General features: G+C 65.7%; 19 protein-coding genes. 14 read left to right on the forward strand and 5 right to left on the reverse strand.

Translation table 11 applies throughout. The annotated features are described in order from the left end of the window. The first annotated feature begins 17 nt into the window (after window positions 1-17). Window positions 18-905 (forward strand): LysR family transcriptional regulator, encoded by an 888-nt coding sequence (locus IVB28_RS22320; RefSeq protein WP_247529063.1) that lies wholly within the window; start codon window positions 18-20, stop codon window positions 903-905. Here IVB28_RS22320 and IVB28_RS22325 read toward each other — a convergent pair. Further along, entirely contained in the window at window positions 902-1,555 is a 654-nt protein-coding gene (locus IVB28_RS22325; RefSeq protein WP_247529065.1) for a DNA-3-methyladenine glycosylase 2 family protein, read from the reverse strand. The two genes, IVB28_RS22320 and IVB28_RS22325, sit on opposite strands and share 4 nt — an antisense overlap. Before the next feature lie 177 nt (window positions 1,556-1,732). On the opposite strand from IVB28_RS22325, the gene gluQRS reads away from it, so the two are divergent. Both gluQRS and IVB28_RS22335 read left to right on the forward strand, forming a co-directional pair. Then, window positions 1,733-2,605, forward strand: a complete 873-nt coding sequence (gluQRS, locus tag IVB28_RS22330) for a tRNA glutamyl-Q(34) synthetase GluQRS (protein ID WP_247529128.1) — start codon at window positions 1,733-1,735, stop codon at window positions 2,603-2,605. Window positions 2,606-2,708: 103 nt separating this feature from the next. Then, window positions 2,709-3,965 (forward strand): ATP-binding protein, encoded by a 1,257-nt coding sequence (locus tag IVB28_RS22335; protein WP_247529066.1) that lies wholly within the window; start codon window positions 2,709-2,711, stop codon window positions 3,963-3,965. On the opposite strand, the gene IVB28_RS22340 is transcribed toward IVB28_RS22335, so the two are convergent. Continuing rightward, window positions 3,892-4,785, reverse strand: a complete 894-nt coding sequence (locus IVB28_RS22340; protein WP_247529067.1) for a YihY/virulence factor BrkB family protein — start codon at window positions 4,783-4,785, stop codon at window positions 3,892-3,894. The genes IVB28_RS22335 and IVB28_RS22340 overlap by 74 nt on opposite strands. A gap of 294 nt (window positions 4,786-5,079) precedes the next feature. Here IVB28_RS22340 and IVB28_RS22345 point away from each other — a divergent pair, with 294 nt between their 5' ends. The 6 genes from IVB28_RS22345 to IVB28_RS22370 all read left to right on the forward strand — a co-directional run bounded on the left by IVB28_RS22345 (window position 5,080) and on the right by IVB28_RS22370 (window position 9,129). Further along, window positions 5,080-5,274: a twin transmembrane helix small protein gene (locus IVB28_RS22345; RefSeq protein WP_008543342.1), complete on the forward strand. Its 195-nt coding sequence runs from the start codon at window positions 5,080-5,082 to the stop codon at window positions 5,272-5,274. Then, window positions 5,275-5,847: a cob(I)yrinic acid a,c-diamide adenosyltransferase gene (locus IVB28_RS22350; protein WP_247529068.1), complete on the forward strand. Its 573-nt coding sequence runs from the start codon at window positions 5,275-5,277 to the stop codon at window positions 5,845-5,847. Window positions 5,848-5,973: 126 nt separating this feature from the next. After that, complete coding sequence (locus IVB28_RS22355) at window positions 5,974-6,723, forward strand: electron transfer flavoprotein subunit beta/FixA family protein (RefSeq protein WP_247529069.1); 750 nt, start codon at window positions 5,974-5,976, stop codon at window positions 6,721-6,723. Then, a complete protein-coding gene (locus tag IVB28_RS22360) occupies window positions 6,723-7,667 on the forward strand; it encodes an FAD-binding protein (RefSeq protein ID WP_247529070.1) in 945 nt (314 codons plus the stop codon). Before IVB28_RS22355 ends, IVB28_RS22360 begins: the two co-directional genes overlap by 1 nt. A gap of 191 nt (window positions 7,668-7,858) precedes the next feature. Next, window positions 7,859-8,740 (forward strand): 3-hydroxybutyryl-CoA dehydrogenase, encoded by an 882-nt coding sequence (locus IVB28_RS22365; protein WP_247529071.1) that lies wholly within the window; start codon window positions 7,859-7,861, stop codon window positions 8,738-8,740. Window positions 8,741-8,934: 194 nt separating this feature from the next. Beyond that, window positions 8,935-9,129: a hypothetical protein gene (locus IVB28_RS22370; RefSeq protein ID WP_247529072.1), complete on the forward strand. Its 195-nt coding sequence runs from the start codon at window positions 8,935-8,937 to the stop codon at window positions 9,127-9,129. A gap of 7 nt (window positions 9,130-9,136) precedes the next feature. Here the strand turns inward: IVB28_RS22370 and IVB28_RS22375 are convergent, their stop codons facing one another. Then, window positions 9,137-9,802, reverse strand: coding sequence for a TlpA disulfide reductase family protein (locus IVB28_RS22375; protein WP_247529129.1), 666 nt, complete (start codon window positions 9,800-9,802; stop codon window positions 9,137-9,139). Between the two features lie 101 nt (window positions 9,803-9,903). Here IVB28_RS22375 and argH point away from each other — a divergent pair, with 101 nt between their 5' ends. The 3 genes from argH to lysA all read left to right on the forward strand — a co-directional run bounded on the left by argH (window position 9,904) and on the right by lysA (window position 12,977). After that, window positions 9,904-11,301 carry an argininosuccinate lyase gene (gene argH / locus IVB28_RS22380; protein WP_247529073.1) on the forward strand — a complete coding sequence of 466 codons (1,398 nt, stop codon included), beginning with the start codon at window positions 9,904-9,906 and terminating at the stop codon, window positions 11,299-11,301. Between the two features lie 93 nt (window positions 11,302-11,394). Beyond that, window positions 11,395-11,688 carry a lipoprotein gene (locus tag IVB28_RS22385; RefSeq protein WP_247529074.1) on the forward strand — a complete coding sequence of 98 codons (294 nt, stop codon included), beginning with the start codon at window positions 11,395-11,397 and terminating at the stop codon, window positions 11,686-11,688. A gap of 23 nt (window positions 11,689-11,711) precedes the next feature. Next, on the forward strand, window positions 11,712-12,977 hold the full coding sequence (gene lysA / locus IVB28_RS22390; protein ID WP_247529075.1) for a diaminopimelate decarboxylase: 1,266 nt from the start codon (window positions 11,712-11,714) through the stop codon (window positions 12,975-12,977). 104 nt (window positions 12,978-13,081) lie between these two features. Here the strand turns inward: lysA and IVB28_RS22395 are convergent, their stop codons facing one another. Both IVB28_RS22395 and IVB28_RS22400 read right to left on the reverse strand, forming a co-directional pair. Further along, on the reverse strand, window positions 13,082-13,972 hold the full coding sequence (locus tag IVB28_RS22395) for an NAD(P)-dependent oxidoreductase (RefSeq protein WP_247529077.1): 891 nt from the start codon (window positions 13,970-13,972) through the stop codon (window positions 13,082-13,084). A gap of 131 nt (window positions 13,973-14,103) precedes the next feature. After that, window positions 14,104-14,487 (reverse strand): carboxymuconolactone decarboxylase family protein, encoded by a 384-nt coding sequence (locus tag IVB28_RS22400; protein ID WP_247529078.1) that lies wholly within the window; start codon window positions 14,485-14,487, stop codon window positions 14,104-14,106. Between the two features lie 178 nt (window positions 14,488-14,665). On the opposite strand from IVB28_RS22400, the gene IVB28_RS22405 reads away from it, so the two are divergent. Together IVB28_RS22405 and IVB28_RS22410 are read left to right on the forward strand one after the other, a co-directional pair. Further along, window positions 14,666-16,603, forward strand: a complete 1,938-nt coding sequence (locus IVB28_RS22405) for a TIGR02302 family protein (protein ID WP_247529079.1) — start codon at window positions 14,666-14,668, stop codon at window positions 16,601-16,603. Next, window positions 16,591-17,751: a DUF4175 family protein gene (locus tag IVB28_RS22410; protein ID WP_247529080.1), complete on the forward strand. Its 1,161-nt coding sequence runs from the start codon at window positions 16,591-16,593 to the stop codon at window positions 17,749-17,751. Before IVB28_RS22405 ends, IVB28_RS22410 begins: the two co-directional genes overlap by 13 nt. The last annotated feature ends 24 nt before the right edge of the window (window positions 17,752-17,775 follow it).

A 17,775-nucleotide genomic window follows, 5' to 3' on the forward strand; every position in this document is an offset into this window, starting at 1 on the left:
TTTGAACGGAGCTGCCGGTGGATTGGGAACTCTGCAAGATCTTCGTCGCAGTGGCGGATACCGGCAGCTTTACCGCCGCGGCGCGGCGGCTGCACGCCAGCCATCCGACCGTCAGCCGCAAGATCGCGGCGCTGGAGGCGCAGCTCGGCACCAAGCTGCTGGCCCGCGCTGCCGACGGCTTCGTACTCACTGCCGATGGCCGTACTTTGCGTGAGCACGCCGAGGCGATGGCGGCTGCCGCGCTCCGCGCCGAGGCGGCCGTCGGCGCCGGCGGGCGCAAGGCGCGCGGCACGGTCAAGCTGTCGATCGGGGCAACGCTGGCCTCGCACTGGCTGATGCCCCGACTGCAAGCCTTTCTGAGCGCGCATGATCACATCCGGCTCGAGATCATCACCCATCCATTTCCGGCCAGCGTGCGGCGCCGGGAAGCCGATGTCGTGCTGCGGCCGCTCGACAGCGGCGAGGAAAACCTGGTCGGCCGCAAGATCGGCCGTCTCGGCACCGGCTTCTATGCCTCGCGCGACTATGCTGCGAGCCGGTCCCTGCCGGAGCGCAGCGCCGAGTGGAAGGGGCACAGCGTGATCGGCTTTGCCGACCAGGGTTCCAACGCACAGCTGGCGCGCTGGAGCGATGCGATCACGCGCCAGGGCACGATCGTGATGCGCTGCTCGTCGCAGGGGGACATGCTGGCGGCGGTCCGCGCGGGGATCGGAATTTCCACGCTGTCGTGCTTCGTCGCGGAGAGCTATTCCGACCTCGTGCGCGTCGCTCCGCAGAAGCTCGCCAGCGTGGCCGACCTGTGGCTGCTAGCCCATCCGGACCTCGTCGAGCTCCCTGCGGTGCGAGCCGTGATCGACTTCGTGGCTGGATGCGCCCGCGCCGATCGCGAGCGGCTGCGCGGCTAGTTCGCTCCGGTGAGCACGCCCTCGCGCTTCTTCACCGCGCGATAATAGCTCCACCACAAATGCGCCGCCGCGCCGCGCAGCGGACGCCAGGGTTCGGCGAGCGGCGCCATCTGCTTCTCCGTCGGCCGCGCCTGAAGGCCGAGGCCAATCTTGATGCCCTCCTGCACGGCGAGGTCGCCGGCCGGCCAGGCATCGCCATGGCCGAGGCAAAACAGCAGATAGACGTCGGCGGTCCAGGGGCCGATGCCGGGCAGCGCGATCAGCGTGTGATGCGCGGCGTCGGCATCTTCCTCGGCGAGCACGTCGAGGTTCAGCCGCTGCGCGCCGATCTCGCGCGCGAGATGCTTCAGCGTCTTGATCTTGGCGGCCGAGAGCCCGAGCCGCCCCAGCCGATCGGCCCGGGCGCGGCGCACCGCCTCATGATCGAACGGGTCGAACGCTGCAGACAGCCGCCCCCAGATCGCGGCCGCGCTCGCGGTCGAGAGCTGCTGCCCGCAGACGATGTGGGCAAGGCCCGCAAAACCCGGCTCGCGCCGCCGCAGCGCCGGCATGCCCGCGATCTTGAGCACCGGTTTCAGGCGCGAGTCGCGCTTGATCAGCGCGTGGACGGCCTCTTCGAGGTCGGACTGGGTTTCGAGGTGAATGGTCATGATGCATCAAACTCGTCATGCGCGGGCTTGACCCGGTACCGAATATTCTACTCCGTCATTCCGGGGCGATGCGAAGCATCGAACCCGGAATCTCGAGATTCCGGGTTCGGTCCTGCCGACCGCCCCGGAATGACAGCCGTGGTGGTCAAGCCCGGCCATGACGAGTTCTTTCGCATCATGCCACCTGTTTTCCGATTCGCCCCCAGCCCGAACGGCTACCTGCATCTCGGCCATGCCTATTCGGCGCTGCTGAATTTCGAGCGGGCGCGCGAGACCGGCGGGCGGCTGTTGCTGCGGATCGAGGACATCGACGCGACGCGCTGCCGGCCGGAATTCGAGGCGGCGATCTACGAGGATCTCGTCTGGCTCGGGATCGACTGGGAGAGACCGGTGCGGCGGCAGTCGGAGCACCTCGCCGATTATCGCGCCGCGCTGGAGAGGCTGTCGGCGCTTGGCCTCGTCTATCCCGCGTTCGAAAGCCGTGCCGAGATCGCAAAGCTCGTTGCCATACGTGAGGCGGATGGCCCGTGGCCGCATGATCCCGACGGCGCGCCGCTCTATCCCGGCGAATCCAAATCGCTACCCGCCGACGAGCGGTCGCGGTTGATCGCGTCAGGCGTGCCTTACGCGCTGCGGCTCGACATGGCGGCCGCCTGTCAGCGCGCCGCCGGGGGGCTGACGTGGAGCGAGCTCGGGGAGGGCCTCGACGGCGCACGCGGCATCGTCCCGGCACGCCCCGAGGCGTGGGGCGACGTGATTCTGGCCCGCAAGGAGACACCGACCAGCTACCATCTGTCTGTTGTCGTCGATGACGCGCTCCAGGGCGTCGGCGAGATCGTGCGCGGCCAAGACCTGTTCCACGCCACTTCAGTGCACCGCCTGCTCCAGGTCCTGCTCGGCCTGCCCGAACCCGCCTACCGCCATCACCGGCTGGTTTGCGACGCCGAGGGGCGGAAGCTGTCGAAATCGAGCGGCTCGACCGGTCTGCGCGAATTGCGCGCGGCCGGCATTATGCCTGCCGGCATCCGTCAGCTGGTGGGATTAGGTTAAGTTTCTCTGGGGGTTAGCCAAACGCCGCCGTGACTCCGGGTGTTCCGCCGTGCCATGCTCGCCTGACGGCCCGGGGTTCGAAGGGATACTTCGAAGGGGAGTTATGGCGGCGAAAACGCGCGCAGCGCGCACTACGCGAACGTCCAAGCGAGTGGTTCGGAAGCGGTCCGGGCCGACCGCCAGGTTGCCCAGGCGCAGCACCAAGGCGGTCACGCCTGATGTGGTCCAGGCCGCGCTTGCTGCCTTTGCCCATGAGGTCCGCACCCCCCTGACCGGCATTCTGGCGATCAGCGACCTGCTCGCGACCTCCGATCTCGGCGAACGGGAACGGCGCTGGGCCGACACCATCAAGGCCGGTGCCGAGCATCTGGCGAGCCTTGCCACGCTGTTCGTGGACGCTGCGAGAACGGGGCAGGGCGGCAGCGCGCTGCGGCAGGACCTGTTCGACCTGCGAACGCTTGCCCGCAATGCCGGCGATTCGCTGGCCGGCCGGGCCGCGGCCAAGGGGCTGAAAGCCGAGGTGGCAATCTCCGAAAGGCTGCCGGGGCTGGTGGTCGGCGATCCCGTCCGCCTGCGTGCCGCGCTCGAGAACCTGATCGACAATGCCGTGAAATTCACTGATCAGGGCGGCGTGGCGCTTGCGGTCGAGCCGTGGCGTCCCGTCAACGGCAAAGTCAAAGCCAAAGGCAGGGTCGGCATTGCTTTCGCGGTGTCGGACAGCGGCATCGGCCTGACCATGGCCGAGATCAAGCGGCTGTTCCGCCCGTTCACCCAGGCCAACGTCACCATTGCCTCGCGCTTCGGCGGCGCCGGCCTCGGCCTATCCTCGGTAAAGCAGCTGGCACGCGCGATGGGTGGCGACATCACCGTCGCACCGCGCCGCGGCGGCGGCGCCACCTTCACGCTGACGGTGTCGGTCGATGCCGCAGAACCTCGCAAATCCGGCAAGACGAAGGGCCAAGCGGACGCAGATGCGGTCGCGGCGCTGCGTGTCCTTAGCGTCGAGGACAATCCGTTCGGTCGTGTCGTGCTCAACACCATTTTGACCGAGCTCGGCCATCATGCCGAGTTCATCGGGCGCGGCGAGGACGCCGTGAAGCGGCTGGAGCAGGGCGCATTCGACGCGGTGCTGATGGACATGGTGCTGCCGGGGATCGACGGCGTCGAAGCCATCCGGCGGATCCGCGCGATGCCGGCACCGCTGGCTCAGATCCCCATCATCGGAGTTTCCGGGCGGGGCGAGGACGAGGCGGCCTCGCGCGAGGCCGGCGCCGACGCCTTCCTGGTCAAGCCTGTGTCTCCGCGGGCGCTAGCGACTGCGCTGCTTGAAGCGACACGCCGTGAGGAAGCCGCGACTTGATGATCGCGGCGTTGAGCTCGCCGCCGTAAACGAAGATCGCGGCGATGAAGTACAGAAACACCAGCGCGATGATCACCGAGGCGAGCCCCGCATACATCGTCACGTAGTTGTTGGCGAAGCGGGCCAGATATTGTCCGAACACGACGCTGGAGATCAGCGAGGCCACGATGGTGAAGACGATGCCGGGCAGGATCTGGACGAAGCTGCGCCGTCCCGCCGGCAGCCAGGCGTGCAGGATGATCAGCGCCACCACCAGCGCACTGATGGTGATGCCGTAGCGCAGCCAGGTGAGGATGCTCTCGTTCGATTCGACGAACAGCGGGATATGGCGCCGTGCCGCTTCGATCAGGAGCGGGCCGAGCACGATCAGGAACGCCATGGCGAGCGCGGTGAAAGCAGCGATCAGTGTGTAGAGGATCGATTCCAGTCGCAGCCAGTACCAACGCCGCATCTCCACCACCGCATAGGCGCGGTTGAGGGCGACCCGGAGCGCCTCGACGCCGTTGGAGGCGAAATAGACCGACAGCGCCGCGCCGATGGTGAGAATGCCGGTGCGGGTCGTGGTCAGCACGTCGTGGACCTCGCCCGAAATCGAATCGGCGACCTGCTTGGGCCAGATCTGCAGCATCAGGCTGGCGGCCTGGTCGGCGAGGTCCTTGGAGCCGAAGAAGCCGGCAAGCGAGGTGAGCACGATCAGGAACGGGAACAGCGCCATCAGCGTCGACAGGGCGATGTGGCTCGCGATCGCCCAGCCGTCATCGGCCAGGAACGTGTAGAACGCATCTTCCAAGACGCAGTAGATGTAACGGACGGCTTTCACGGGGCACCTACACTGCTGCTCTCTCCCCCTGCGCGCAGGGAGAGATCGAGAGAACAGGCAATGGGCGCAAATCGGAAATCATCGCGACTACCATCTGATATTATTGGCCCAAAAGCCAGTTCGCGAAGCACCCCGTTGTCATTCCGGGCGCGCAGCGCGAGCCCGGAATCCGTTTCGCCGCAGGACAGATGGCCCGACGAATTCCAAGATCGATGCTTCGCATCGCCCCGGAATGACGCCGGACGCTCTCGCGGCACCATAGCGGACCGGCGCGCACGGTGTTATCACCCCCCAATGGCATCTATCCTGAGTACTTTCATCCTGCCGATTGCGGTCGGCGCCGTGGCGTTGGTGCTGCTGCTCGGTCTGATCAATATGATGCGCGGCGGCTCGCCCAACACCTCGCAAAAGCTGATGCGCTGGCGCGTGCTGCTTCAATTCGTGGCGATCGTCATCGCGATGGCTGCGGTCTGGGCGATGGGGCGCTAAATGGTCACGTTGAACCGCATCTACACGAAGACCGGGGACGATGGCACGACGGCGCTCGGAACCGGTGAGCGGCGTCCGAAATACGATCTGCGCATCGAAGCCTATGGCACCGTCGACGAGACCAACGCCGCGATCGGCGTCGTCCGGCTCCATGCCGGCGACATGCCCGAGCTCGACGCGATGCTCGGCCGCATCCAGAACGATCTGTTCGATCTTGGCGCCGACCTTGCGGTGCCCGCGCGTGAAGGCAAGGCGGAGCGGCTGCGGGTGGTGGTGAGCCAGGTCGAGCGGATCGAGCGCGACATCGACGCGCTCAACGACAAGCTCGCACCGCTGACTTCCTTCGTGCTGCCGGGCGGCACGCCGGCCGCAGCCCATCTCCACGTTGCGCGTACGATATGCCGCAGGGCGGAACGCGTGATGGTGGAACTGGCGGCCAGGCCCGACGAGCCGGTCAGCGCAGCTGGCATCCAATATATGAATCGCCTGTCAGACTTTCTGTTCGTGGCCAGCCGAGCCGCCAACGGCAATGGTGCCGGCGACGTGCTCTGGGTTCCGGGCCAGAACCGCTGACCGATCGAGCCGCCGCATTTCAGGAGGCCAAAATTAGGCCCGTTCGCGCGTTGACCGGGGCAGATCAGGCCTTTAGGTTCCGCGCCAGTTGATAACCCCCTTCCCAAATTGAGTGAAAGAGGATCGATGAAGGTCTTAGTGCCGGTAAAGCGGGTGGTCGATTACAACGTCAAGGTCCGCGTCAAGGGCGATGGATCGGGCGTTGAACTCGCCAATGTCAAGATGTCGATGAACCCCTTCGACGAAATCGCGGTCGAGGAAGCGCTGCGCCTGAAGGAAGCCGGCAAGGCCACCGAGGTCGTGGTGGTTTCCATTGGACCGGCGCAGGCGTCGGAGACGATCCGCACGGGTCTTGCGATGGGCGCCGACCGTGGCATCCTGGTGAAGGCGGAGGGCAGCGTCGAGCCGCTCGCGGTGGCCAAGATCCTGAAGAAGATCGCAGAAGAAGAGCAGCCGGGCCTGATCATTCTCGGCAAGCAGGCGATCGACGATGACAGCAACCAGACCGGCCAAATGCTGGCTGCGCTGCTCGGCTGGTCGCAGGCGACGTTTGCCTCGAAGCTCGAGGTCGAAGGTTCTGACTTCAAGGTCACCCGCGAAGTCGACGGCGGTTTGCAGACCGTGAAGCTGAAGGGACCGGCGATCGTCACCACCGACCTTCGTCTCAACGAGCCGCGCTACGCCTCGCTGCCCAACATCATGAAGGCGAAGAAAAAGCCGATCGCGGACAAGACCGTTGCCGACTATGGCGTCGACGTCGCTCCGCGTCTCGAGGTCGTCAAGACGACGGAGCCGCCCGGCCGCCAGGCGGGGGTCAAGGTCAAGGACGTCGCCGAGCTGGTGTCGAAACTCAAGAACGAAGCCGGGGTGCTCTGATGACGACGCTTCTGATTGCCGAACACGACAATGCGTCGCTCAAGGATGCGACCAACAAGGCTCTGACTGCGGCTGCCGCGCTCGGCGCGGATGTCGAGGTGCTGGTCGCCGGCCAGAACGCCAAGGCCGCGGCGGACGCCGCCGCCAAGCTTGCGGGCGTGAAGAAGGTGCTGCTCGCCGACGGCGACCTCTACGCGCACGATCTTGCCGAGCCGCTGGCCGCGCTGATCGTCTCGCTGGCTTCCGGCTATGACGCGATCGTCGCGCCCGCGACCTCGCGCTTCAAGAACGTGATGCCGCGTGTCGCAGCCCTGCTCGACGTCATGCAGGTCTCGGAGATCATCAAGGTGGTCGCCCCCGACACCTATGAGCGCCCGATCTATGCCGGCAACGCCATCCAGACCGTGAAGTCGAAGGACGCCAAGAAGGTTATCACGGTGCGCACCTCCACCTTCGCTGCGGCGGGTGAAGGCGGCAGCGCGTCGGTTGAGAGCGTCGCGGCGGCCGCCGATCCGGGCCTGTCGTCCTTTGTCGGCGAGGAGGTCGCCAAGAGCGACCGTCCCGAGCTGACCTCGGCGAAGATCATCGTCTCCGGTGGCCGCGCCATGCAGAGCCGCGAGAATTTCGCCAAGTACATCGAGCCGCTCGCGGACAAGCTGGGCGCCGGTGTCGGCGCCTCGCGTGCGGCGGTCGACGCCGGCTATGCGCCCAACGACTGGCAGGTCGGCCAGACCGGCAAGGTCGTGGCCCCCGAGCTCTATGTCGCCGTCGGCATTTCCGGCGCCATCCAGCACCTGGCCGGCATGAAGGACTCCAAGGTGATCGTCGCGATCAACAAGGACGAGGACGCGCCGATCTTCCAGGTCGCCGATTACGGCCTGGTCGCCGATCTCTACCAGGCGGTTCCCGAGCTGACGACCGAACTCGGCAAGCTCGGCAAGTAAAACAGCCAAAACACCGGCCGGAGCTATAAACTCCGGCCGGTGTTTCATTTCTGAGGCGTTTTCTTTGGCGTGGGGCACGCCTTCGAAGCGATCCAATCTAGGTTTCGAGGCCGGGTTCTGATTAAATCGGACCTCCCGGCTCAGGGGGATAGCAGGCGCGGTTAGCAGCGCGCCCTTCGGTGGATGACAAGATGGCGGCAGTGATCAAGAAGGTCGGCGTGATCGGCGCGGGTCAGATGGGCAGCGGCATCGCGCACGTTGCGGCGCTGGCCGGCTTCGACGTGGTGCTCAACGACATCTCGGCCGACCGCCTCAAGTCGGGGATGGCCACCATCAACGGCAATCTGGCCCGGCAGGTCTCCAAGAAGGCCGTGTCCGAAGACGACAAAGCCAAGGCGATGGCGCGCATCACGGCCGCCGAAAAGCTCGACGATCTCGCCGATTGCGACCTCGTGATCGAGACCGCGGTCGAGAAGGAAGAGGTCAAGCGCAAGATTTTCCACGAGCTCTGCGCGGTGTTGAAGCCGGAGGCGATCGTCGCCTCCGATACCTCCTCGATCTCGATCACGCGGCTCGCCGCCGCTACCGACCGCCCCGAGCGCTTCATCGGCATTCACTTCATGAATCCGGTGCCGCTGATGGAACTGGTCGAGTTGATCCGCGGCATTGCCACCGACGATTCGACCTTCGAGGCATCCAAGGAATTCGTCGGCAAGCTCGGCAAGCAGATCGCGGTCTCCGAGGATTTCCCGGCCTTCATCGTCAACCGCATTTTGCTGCCGATGATCAACGAGGCGATCTACACGCTGTATGAAGGCGTCGGCAATGTCGAGGCGATCGACGCGGCGATGAAGCTCGGGGCGCACCATCCGATGGGTCCGCTCGAGCTTGCCGATTTCATCGGCCTCGATACCTGCCTCTCCATCATGCAGGTGCTGCACGAAGGCCTGGCCGATTCCAAGTACCGTCCCTGCCCGCTGCTGGTGAAATATGTCGAGGCCGGCTGGCTCGGCCGCAAGACCCAGCGCGGCTTCTACGACTACCGCGGCGCCAAGCCGGTTCCGACGCGCTAAGGCGGCGGTGCCGCAGGGGGGCAAAGCCAAGCGTGCCCACCGCTTCATTCCAATATGTAGACAGATGTTGGGCGCGGTCAGGTGCGGCTTTGCCACCCTGCGGCACCATTGCCCTCGGTGGGCACCGCACGTGACGTTTCATGTGCCGTTAACCTCCCGCGCCTAGGTTTACGGCCGGTACGAGGGTTCGCGTAATGGACATGATGGCAATGGTCAGCACCATGCTGGCCGCTCAGCAAGGCGCGCTGCAGTCGAATATTGCGGCGACCCTGACCAAGCAGAACGCGGATATGGAGAAATCCACCGTCCTGACGCTGCTCGGTGCCGGCCAGCCCTCGCTCGCCAATGTCGGCTCCGGCGTCGGCGGCAACCTCAACGTCACCGCCTGAACCATTCTTAGAGGGACGCGGCGGCCTTGCCGGTTGCCGCCCGGAGCAGCTTGAGCGCGTCCTCGCTCGCCCATTCCGCCGGCCCCGCGATCGTCGCAATCTCGCAGCCTTGTGGATCCACCAGCACGGAGGTCGGCATGCCCAGCGCCCGGCCTATAGCCTTAAGATCCTGGAAAACCTTGGCTTTTTGATCGCTGAAATAGCCTAGCCTGGTCAGATTGGCCTCTTTCAGGAAAGTCTTCGGCTTCTCGGGGTCGCGGGTGTCGATATTGATCGCCACCACCTCGAAATTCGGGCCCGACAGCTTGCCCTGGAGCTCGTCCAGCGCCGGCATTTCCTTGCGGCAGGGCACGCACCAGGTCGCCCAGAGGTTCACAAGTAGCGTCTTGCCGCGGAAATCGGACAGCTTTTTCGGCTTGCCGTCGGCGTCCTCGAAGGCGAGGTCGGGCAGCTTGAGCGGGGCGCTCGCCATGGTCAGCGCCGCCACCTCGCCATGGGCGAGCGGAGCGATTTTTTGCGCCGTCGCCACCGCCGGCTTGCAGGTCGGATCGCCTGATGGCGCCCGGCTCAGGCCCAGCCCGTACAGCGCGGCGAAGCCGGCCAGCCCTCCGACCGCCACGGCGGCGATGACGAGAGGGACCCGGCGCGTGGCGGAGGGCGTCTTGTCGAGCATATCGTTTGTCATCCGGTCGCAGATATGGCTATCAGGTGCCTCTTAATACGGCTGGCACCGGCCAGCAAACGTGCGGCAAATCAAGGCGTGAGCAGGCGATCATGAGCAACAAGATGTGGGGCGGCCGGTTCTCTGAACGTCCCGATGAGATCATGGAAGAGATCAACGTCTCCATCGACGTCGATCGTCACCTCTACGCCCAGGACATTGCCGCGTCCAAGGCCCACGCTGCAATGCTCGCCAGCCAAGGCATCATCACGGGCTCTGATGCGAAAAATATCGGCAAGGGTCTAGACACGATTTTGTCAGAGATCGGCAAGGGCGGCTTCGCGTTCAAGCGCGCGCTCGAGGACATTCACATGAATGTCGAGAGCCGCCTGTCTGAGCTGATCGGCCCCGCCGCCGGCCGCCTGCACACCGCCCGCTCGCGCAACGACCAGGTCGCGACCGATTTCCGTCTCTATGTGCGTGACGTTCTCGACGAGACCGACGCCGCGCTCGCCGCGTTCCAGCAGGCGCTGGTCGAGCGTGCGCTGGAGCACGCAGGCACCGTGATGCCCGGCTTCACGCATCTGCAGACGGCACAGCCCGTGACCTTCGGCCATCATCTGCTCGCCTATGTCGAGATGGCCGCGCGCGATCGCGGCCGCTTCCACGACGCGCGCAAGCGGCTGAACGAATCGCCGCTCGGCGCGGCGGCGCTCGCGGGCACCTCGTTCCCGATCGACCGCCACGCTACCGCAAAGGCGCTTCTGTTCGATCGTCCCATGGCGAATTCGCTCGATGCGGTCTCCGACCGTGACTTCGTGCTGGAGACGCTGTCGGCAGCCTCGATCTGCGCCGTGCACATGTCGCGCTTTGCCGAGGAGATCGTGATCTGGACCTCGCCGCTCGTCGGCCTGATCCGGCTCAGCGACAAGTTCACCACGGGCTCCTCGATCATGCCGCAGAAGCGCAACCCTGATGCGGCCGAACTGGTGCGTGCCAAGACTGGCCGCGTCATCGGCGCGCTCAACGGCCTGTTGATCGTCATGAAGGGCCTGCCCCTCGCCTATCAAAAGGACATGCAGGAGGACAAGCAGGGCGCCATGGAGGGCTTTGCCGCGCTGTCGCTGGCGATCCGCGCCATGACCGGCATGGTCCGCGACCTCGTGCCCGACGAAGCCAAGATGAAGCTTGCTGCGGGCGAGGGCTATGCCACCGCGACCGACCTTGCCGACTGGCTGGTGCGGACGCTGAAAATGCCGTTCCGCGAGGCCCATCACGTCACCGGCCGCATCGTCGCCAAGGCCGCCGAGGGCGGCGTGGCGCTGCACGAGGTGCCGCTCAAGGAGATGCAGGCGATCGAGCCAAAAATCACCAAGGACGTGTTCGGCGTGCTCTCGGTCGAATCGTCGGTGAAGAGCCGCACCAGCTTCGGCGGCACCGCGCCGAAGAACGTGGCGGCCCAGGCCAAGGCTTGGGTGAGGCGGCTGGAAAAAGAGCGAAAATTGGGCTGAGGGTAAAATTTCCCTGATGTTTCATGGCCATCCGGCTCTCGCCAGAGCGCGCCAATCTCTGTATGGTGCACCGCGCGTAGTGGGGATTTCGTCGTGACGTCAAAGTTTCGCCCGGCCGGTTCGGGGTGGGCCATCATTGTCTTGAGCCTGACGGCGCTTGCGCTTGCCGGCTGCGGCCGCAAGGGTCCGCTTGATTTGCCGCCGACCGCCTCCAACGCGTCCACGGCCAGCGGTGCCGCACCATCCGATACCGAGACCGAAGCTCAGCGGACGCCGAGCGTGTTCAATCCTGCCAATGGTGCGGATGCCGCGCCCGCGGCGGCCAAGGGCCGGAAGAAACCGTTTATTCTCGACCCGCTCCTGGACGATCCTCCCGGCAAGAAATAAGCCGGGACAACCGAGCTTAAGCCATGAACCATTTCGACTATCGCAACGGCGTGCTGCACGCCGAGGCGGTGAACCTGTCCGAGCTGGCCGCGACCGTCGGCACGCCGTTCTATTGCTATTCGACTGCGACGCTGGAGCGGCACTACCGCGTCTTCACCGAGGCCTTCGCCGGCGAGAAGGTGCTGGTCTGCTACGCCATGAAGGCGAACTCCAATCAGTCGGTGCTGCGCACGCTGGCCAAGCTCGGGGCCGGCGCCGACGTGGTCTCCGGTGGTGAATTGAAGCGCGCGCTGGCCGCCGGCATTCCGCCAAACAAGATCCTGTTCTCCGGCGTCGGCAAGACCGAAGCCGAACTGCGCGCAGCGCTGGCCGCCGACATCCTCTGTCTCAACGTCGAATCCGAGCCCGAGCTCGAGCTGCTGTCGCGCGTTGCCACCGAGATGGGCAAGACCGCGCGCATCTCGCTCCGCGTCAATCCCGATGTCGACGCCGGCACCCACGCCAAGATCTCGACCGGCAAGTCCGAGAACAAGTTCGGCATCCCGATCGTGCATGCCCGTGAGGTCTATGCCCGCGCCGCCAAGCTGCCGGGCATCGAGGTGACCGGGACCGACGTGCATATCGGCAGCCAGATCACCGAGCTCTCCGGCATGGAGACCGCGTTCCGCATCCTCTCCGAATTCGTGCAGACCCTGCGCGCCGACGGTCACAACATCAGCCACGTCGATTTCGGCGGTGGTCTCGGCATTCCCTATGACATGGACCGCGAGGCGCCGCCAGCGCCGGCCGCCTATGCCGCGATGGTCAAGCGCGTCAGCCACAATCTCGGCTGCACGCTGATGTTCGAGCCCGGCCGCATGATCGTCGGCAATGCCGGCATCCTGGTCGCCAAGGTGATCTATGCGAAGTACGGCGACGGCAAGAATTTTGTCATCATCGACGCTGCGATGAACGACCTCATTCGCCCAACGCTGTACGAGGCGCATCACGACGTCCTGCCGGTGAAGCAGCCTGTCAGGGGCGCCGCCACCATCACGGCCGATGTCGTCGGCCCGGTCTGCGAGACCGGCGACTATCTCGCGCTTGACCGCACGCTGCCGACGCCCGCGCCCGGCGATCTCCTCGCCATCATGACCGCCGGCGCCTACGGCGCGGTGCAGGCCGGCACGTACAACACCCGGCCCCTGGTGCCGGAGGTGATGGTGAAGGACGATCAGTACGCCGTGGTCCGCCCGCGCATGGAGGTGGAGCAGCTGATCGCGATGGATAAGCCGGCGCCGTGGCTGTGAGCAACCTATCGTAGCCCGGATGGAGCGGAGCGAAATCCGGGGTCTCGCCAAGCCGTAACAAAGCCCCGGATACGCTTCGCTCCATCCGGACTACGGGCCTGGCGTTATGCCTTCCCGCCAACCACCACGCCCGCCTTCTTCTCGATCGGCTTGATCGCCGCCGTGAAATCGGACTCGGCGCCTTCCGCAGCTATCACGGTCTCCCACAACCGCCCAACTGCGTCGGCGACCTCCATCGACAGGCCGAGTTGCTTCATCTCCTCCAGCGCCAGCCGGACGTCCTTCACCATCAATCCCGTGGCGAAGCCGAAGTCGAACGTGCGCGGCAGCACCGCGCGCGGAAATTTGTCGCGGCTTGCCGTGTTCATGCCGGAGCTGGCATTGATGACGTCGATCATCACGGCGGGATCGAGCCCGGCCTTCACCCCCATCACCACGGCTTCCGACGTTGCCACGATCGCGGTGGCCGAGAGGAAGTTGTTGGCGAGCTTCATGGTTTGCGCCGCGCCGGGCTTCTCGCCGATGAAGAATACTTTCCCGATCACGTCGAGGGCGGGCTTGAGCAGCTCGAACTCGGCTTTCGGCCCGGAGACCATCACCGCCAGCGTACCCTTCTCAGCGCCGCCGACGCCGCCGGAGACCGGGCAGTCGATCTGCACGATGTTGCGTCTGGCGAGGAGGCCGTGAATCTTTGCGGCCATTGCCGAGCCGACCGTGGAGAGATCGATGAAGCGCTTTGCCCGGCTGCCCTCGATCACGCCGTTCGCCCCGGTTGCGACCTTGAGTGAGGCCTGCAGCGAGGGCAGGCTCGCCATCACAGTCTCGACCTGGTCGGCGACGTCCTTCGGCGATGTCGCGGGCGTAGCGCCAAGCGCCACGAGCTTGCCCATGACCTCCTTGCGCGCGTCGAACACGACGAGCCTGTGTCCCGCCTCGATCAGCCGCCGCGCCATCGGGAAACCCATGTTTCCGAGGCCGATGAATCCAATGTCCATGGTGTTTCCTTCCTGTTGTCATTGCGAGGAGCGAAGCTTCGAAGCAATCCAGACGTGTCCGCGGAGGGATTTCTGGATTGCTTCGCTTTGCTCGCAATGACGCAGCGATACGTTGAAAGCTACTGTTCGGCTTAAGCCTTCCCGTCGATCTCCGCGAACACCTCGCGCGCGATGCGGAAGCTGTCCACCGCGGCGGGCATGCCGCCATAGATCGCGACCTGCATCAGGATCTCGCGGATTTCCTCGCGGCTGACGCCGTTGGTGAGTGCGCCTTTCAGATGCGCGCGGAACTCATGCTGGCGATTGAGGATCGCGATCATGGCGATGTTGAGCATGCTGCGGGTCTTGCGCGGCAGCTCCTCGCGGCCCCACACCGCGCCCCAGCAATACTCGTTCAGCATCTCCTGGAACGGACGATTGAAATCATCGACGCTCTTCAGGGCGTTGTTGACATAGGTCTCGCCCAGCACCGCTTTGCGGACTTCCAGGCCCTTGTCGTGCATCTTCTTGTCCATGGCGCTTCCCTTACTTCCCTTGCGTTTCTCTGGGGTGGTGCGCGGAAGTTACGGGCTTGGGCGGGGCCAGTCACGTCCTCGTGTTATGCGGGAAAAGGGGTGTCTCCCGTACCGGAACGGATGCCTCAGTGCTGCCGTTGTGATAGGCTCCTCTCCACCGGGCAACCTGGAGAGTTGATTGAACGGCGTCACCCCCGACCCGTCAGACCCGATCCGCAACAGCGACGCTCTGTCGCGGCTGAAGCTGGCGCAGGCCCTCGACCGGGCCACCTATGCCATCGCGTGGGAGCGTGCCTGGCCAAATCTGGCGCGGCTTCTGACCGTCGTCGGCCTGTTCCTGGTGGTGTCCTGGGCCGGCCTCTGGCTCGTGCTGCCGTTCATCGCCCGTGCCATCGGTCTCGTCGTTTTCGCCGCTATCGCAATCGCCGTCCTGTTGCCCCTGATTCGCTTCCGCTGGCCGAGCCGCGAGGAGGCGCTGGGCCGGCTCGACCGTGGCTCCGGCATCCGTCACCGCCCGGCGACGACGCTGACCGACACGCTATCCTCACAGGATCCGGTGGCACGGGCGCTGTGGCAGGCGCAGCGCGAGCGGACGCTGGCCTCGCTCAAGCGCATCCGCGCCGGTCTGCCCCAACCGCGGCTCGCGCTCCATGATCCCTGGGCGCTGCGCGCGCTGGTCATGGTCATGCTGGTTGCGACCTTCTTCGCCGCCGGCGACGAGCGCGCGATGCGGCTCGGTGCCGCCTTCGACTGGAACGGCGTGCTGGCGCCGCCGAATATTCGCGTCGATGCCTGGGTCACCCCGCCGATCTACACCGGCAAACCGCCGGTCATCCTGTCGGCCGCCAATAAGGAGGCCGCCGCGCTGCCGGCTTCAGGCCCGCTTGCCGTTCCCGCAGGCTCGACCCTGATCGTGCGCTCCTCCGGCGGCAGTCTGGATGTCGCCGTCTCCGGCGGCCTCAAGGAAATCGCTCCCGCGGAGGCCGCACCCAAGGGCACCAACGAGAAGCATTTTGCCATCACCGCTGACGGCACCGCGCGTGTCCGCGCGCCCTCCGGCCAGCCGCAATGGGCGTTTGCGGCCACGCCGGACCGTGCGCCGACGATCGCGCTCGCCAAGGATCCCGAGCGCCAGGCGCGCGGCGGGCTGCAGCTCTCCTACAGGATCGAGGACGATTACGGCGTCACCGGCGCGGATGCGCACATTGCCTTGCGCCCTGCCGAGGCCAAAGATGGCAGCAAGGAGACCGACGGCAAGGCCGCGGCGCGGCCGTTGTTCGAGCCGCCGCAATTTCCGCTCGTGCTGCCGAACGCGCGCACCCGCAACGGCGTCGGCCAGACGGTGAAGGACCTCAGCGAGGACCCCTATGCCGGCGCCGACGTCACGCTGACGCTGACCGCCAAGGACGAGGCCGGCAATGAGGCCAAGAGCGAACCCTTCAACATGCGCCTGCCCGAGCGTCTGTTCACCAACTCGCTCGCGCGCGCGCTGATCGAGCAACGCCGCATCCTCGCGCTCGACGCCAACAGGAATTCCGACGTCTACACCGCGCTCGACGCGCTGATGATCGCGCCCGAATTGTTCACGCCGGATGCCGGCTGCTATCTCGGCCTCCGGAGCCTCGCGAGCCAGCTCGAGGCTGCCCGCACCGACGTCGCCCTGCGCAATGTCGTGGCGAGCATGTGGGCTTTCGCGGTCACCATCGAGGACGACGGTGTTGCCGGCAGCGTCAACGCCGCGCTGCGCTCGGCGCAGGACGCGCTCAAGGCCGCGCTGGAACGCGGTGCCGGCGAGGACGAGCTCAGGGTCCTGACGCAGAAGCTGCGGGAGGCCATGGCCGGCAAGGTGCGCGACGTCGCCCGGCGCGCCGAGCAGAATCCGCTCGGGGCCCGGCAGCCGTTCCCCGCGGAGGTGCAGCTCATCCTCGACAAAGCGATCGAGCTGCGGCAAAAGACCCAGCATGCGACGCCCGAGCAGCTCGCAGAGCTGGCGCAGCAGCAGGACGTCTTGCGCGAGCAGCTTCAAGCCTACCGGAAGTCGGCGAACAGCCGTGCCAACAAGGCGGTGGACGACAAGACCAACCAGTTTACGCGGGACCGGAAATGCGGAAGCTAGCACGCGTGCCAGTCTTGAAGGCGATGTCGATCGCCTGTCTCGTCGTCCTGTTGGGAGGCGTTCCCCGCGTCGCGGCGCAGCAGGATCAGGACCCCGATGCGCTGCTCGACAGCGCGGAAAAGGCGATGCAGGATTCCGGCGACAGCCTCAGGCAGAAGGAGTCCGGGAAGAGCCTGAACAACCAATCCGACGCCATTCAGAAGCTCGAGGAATACAAGCGCGCGACGGAGAGAAGCCAATCTTCCAGCCGCGATCGTTCCGTCATCACGCAGCGGGATCTGGACGATCTGTTGCGGCAGATCGAGAAGGCGGCGCGCGAGGGCAATAAAGAGGCTGCGCAGCGCATGCTCGAGCAGCTCGCGCAGATCATGGAAAATCTCCAGATGGCGCAGCCTGGGCAATCCGGCGAGAGCGAGATGGAGCAGGCGCTGAACGAGCTCAGCGACATGATCCGCAAGCAGCAGCAATTGCGCGACAAGACATTCAAGCAGGGGCAAGACTCCCGGCGTGACCGCTCGCGCGGCAAGCAGGGCGATCAGTCGATGTCGGACCTCCAGCAGGATCAGCAGTCGCTGCGCGACCGCCTGAAGAAGCTGCAGGACGAGCTCGCCAAGCGCGGCCTCGCGCAGAAGGGACCAAAGGGTCAGAAGGGCCAGCAGGGTCAACAGGGACAGCAGGGACAGAAAGGCCAGCAGGGCGACCAGGGCCAGAACGGCGATCAGGACGGCGACGACGGCGATGACGATGGCAGCCTCGACACCGCGGACGGCGCCATGGGCGATGCCGGTTCAAAACTCGGCGAGGGCAATGCCGACGGGGCCGTGGACTCGCAGGGCAAGGCACTCGACGCGATGCGCAAGGGCGCGCAGAAGATGGCCGAGGCGATGCAGCAGGGCGATGGCGACGGGCAGGGCGATGGTCCCGGCAACCGGCCAGGCCGTCAGCAGAGCGGCGGCAATCAGACCGATCCGCTGGGGCGTCCGCTTCACGGCCGTGATCTCAGCGACGACTACTCTGTCAAGATCCCCGGCGAGATCGACGCCCAGCGCGTCCGCCGCATCCTCGAAGAGCTCCGCCGCCGCCTCGGCGACAGCTCGCGCCCGCAGATCGAGCTCGATTACATCGAGCGGCTGCTGAAGGATTTTTGAGGCGAACTCACCCCTAACTCACTG

This window comes from Bradyrhizobium sp. 199, from assembly GCF_023073355.1.
In the GTDB taxonomy this organism is placed as follows: Bacteria; Pseudomonadota; Alphaproteobacteria; order Rhizobiales; family Xanthobacteraceae; genus Bradyrhizobium.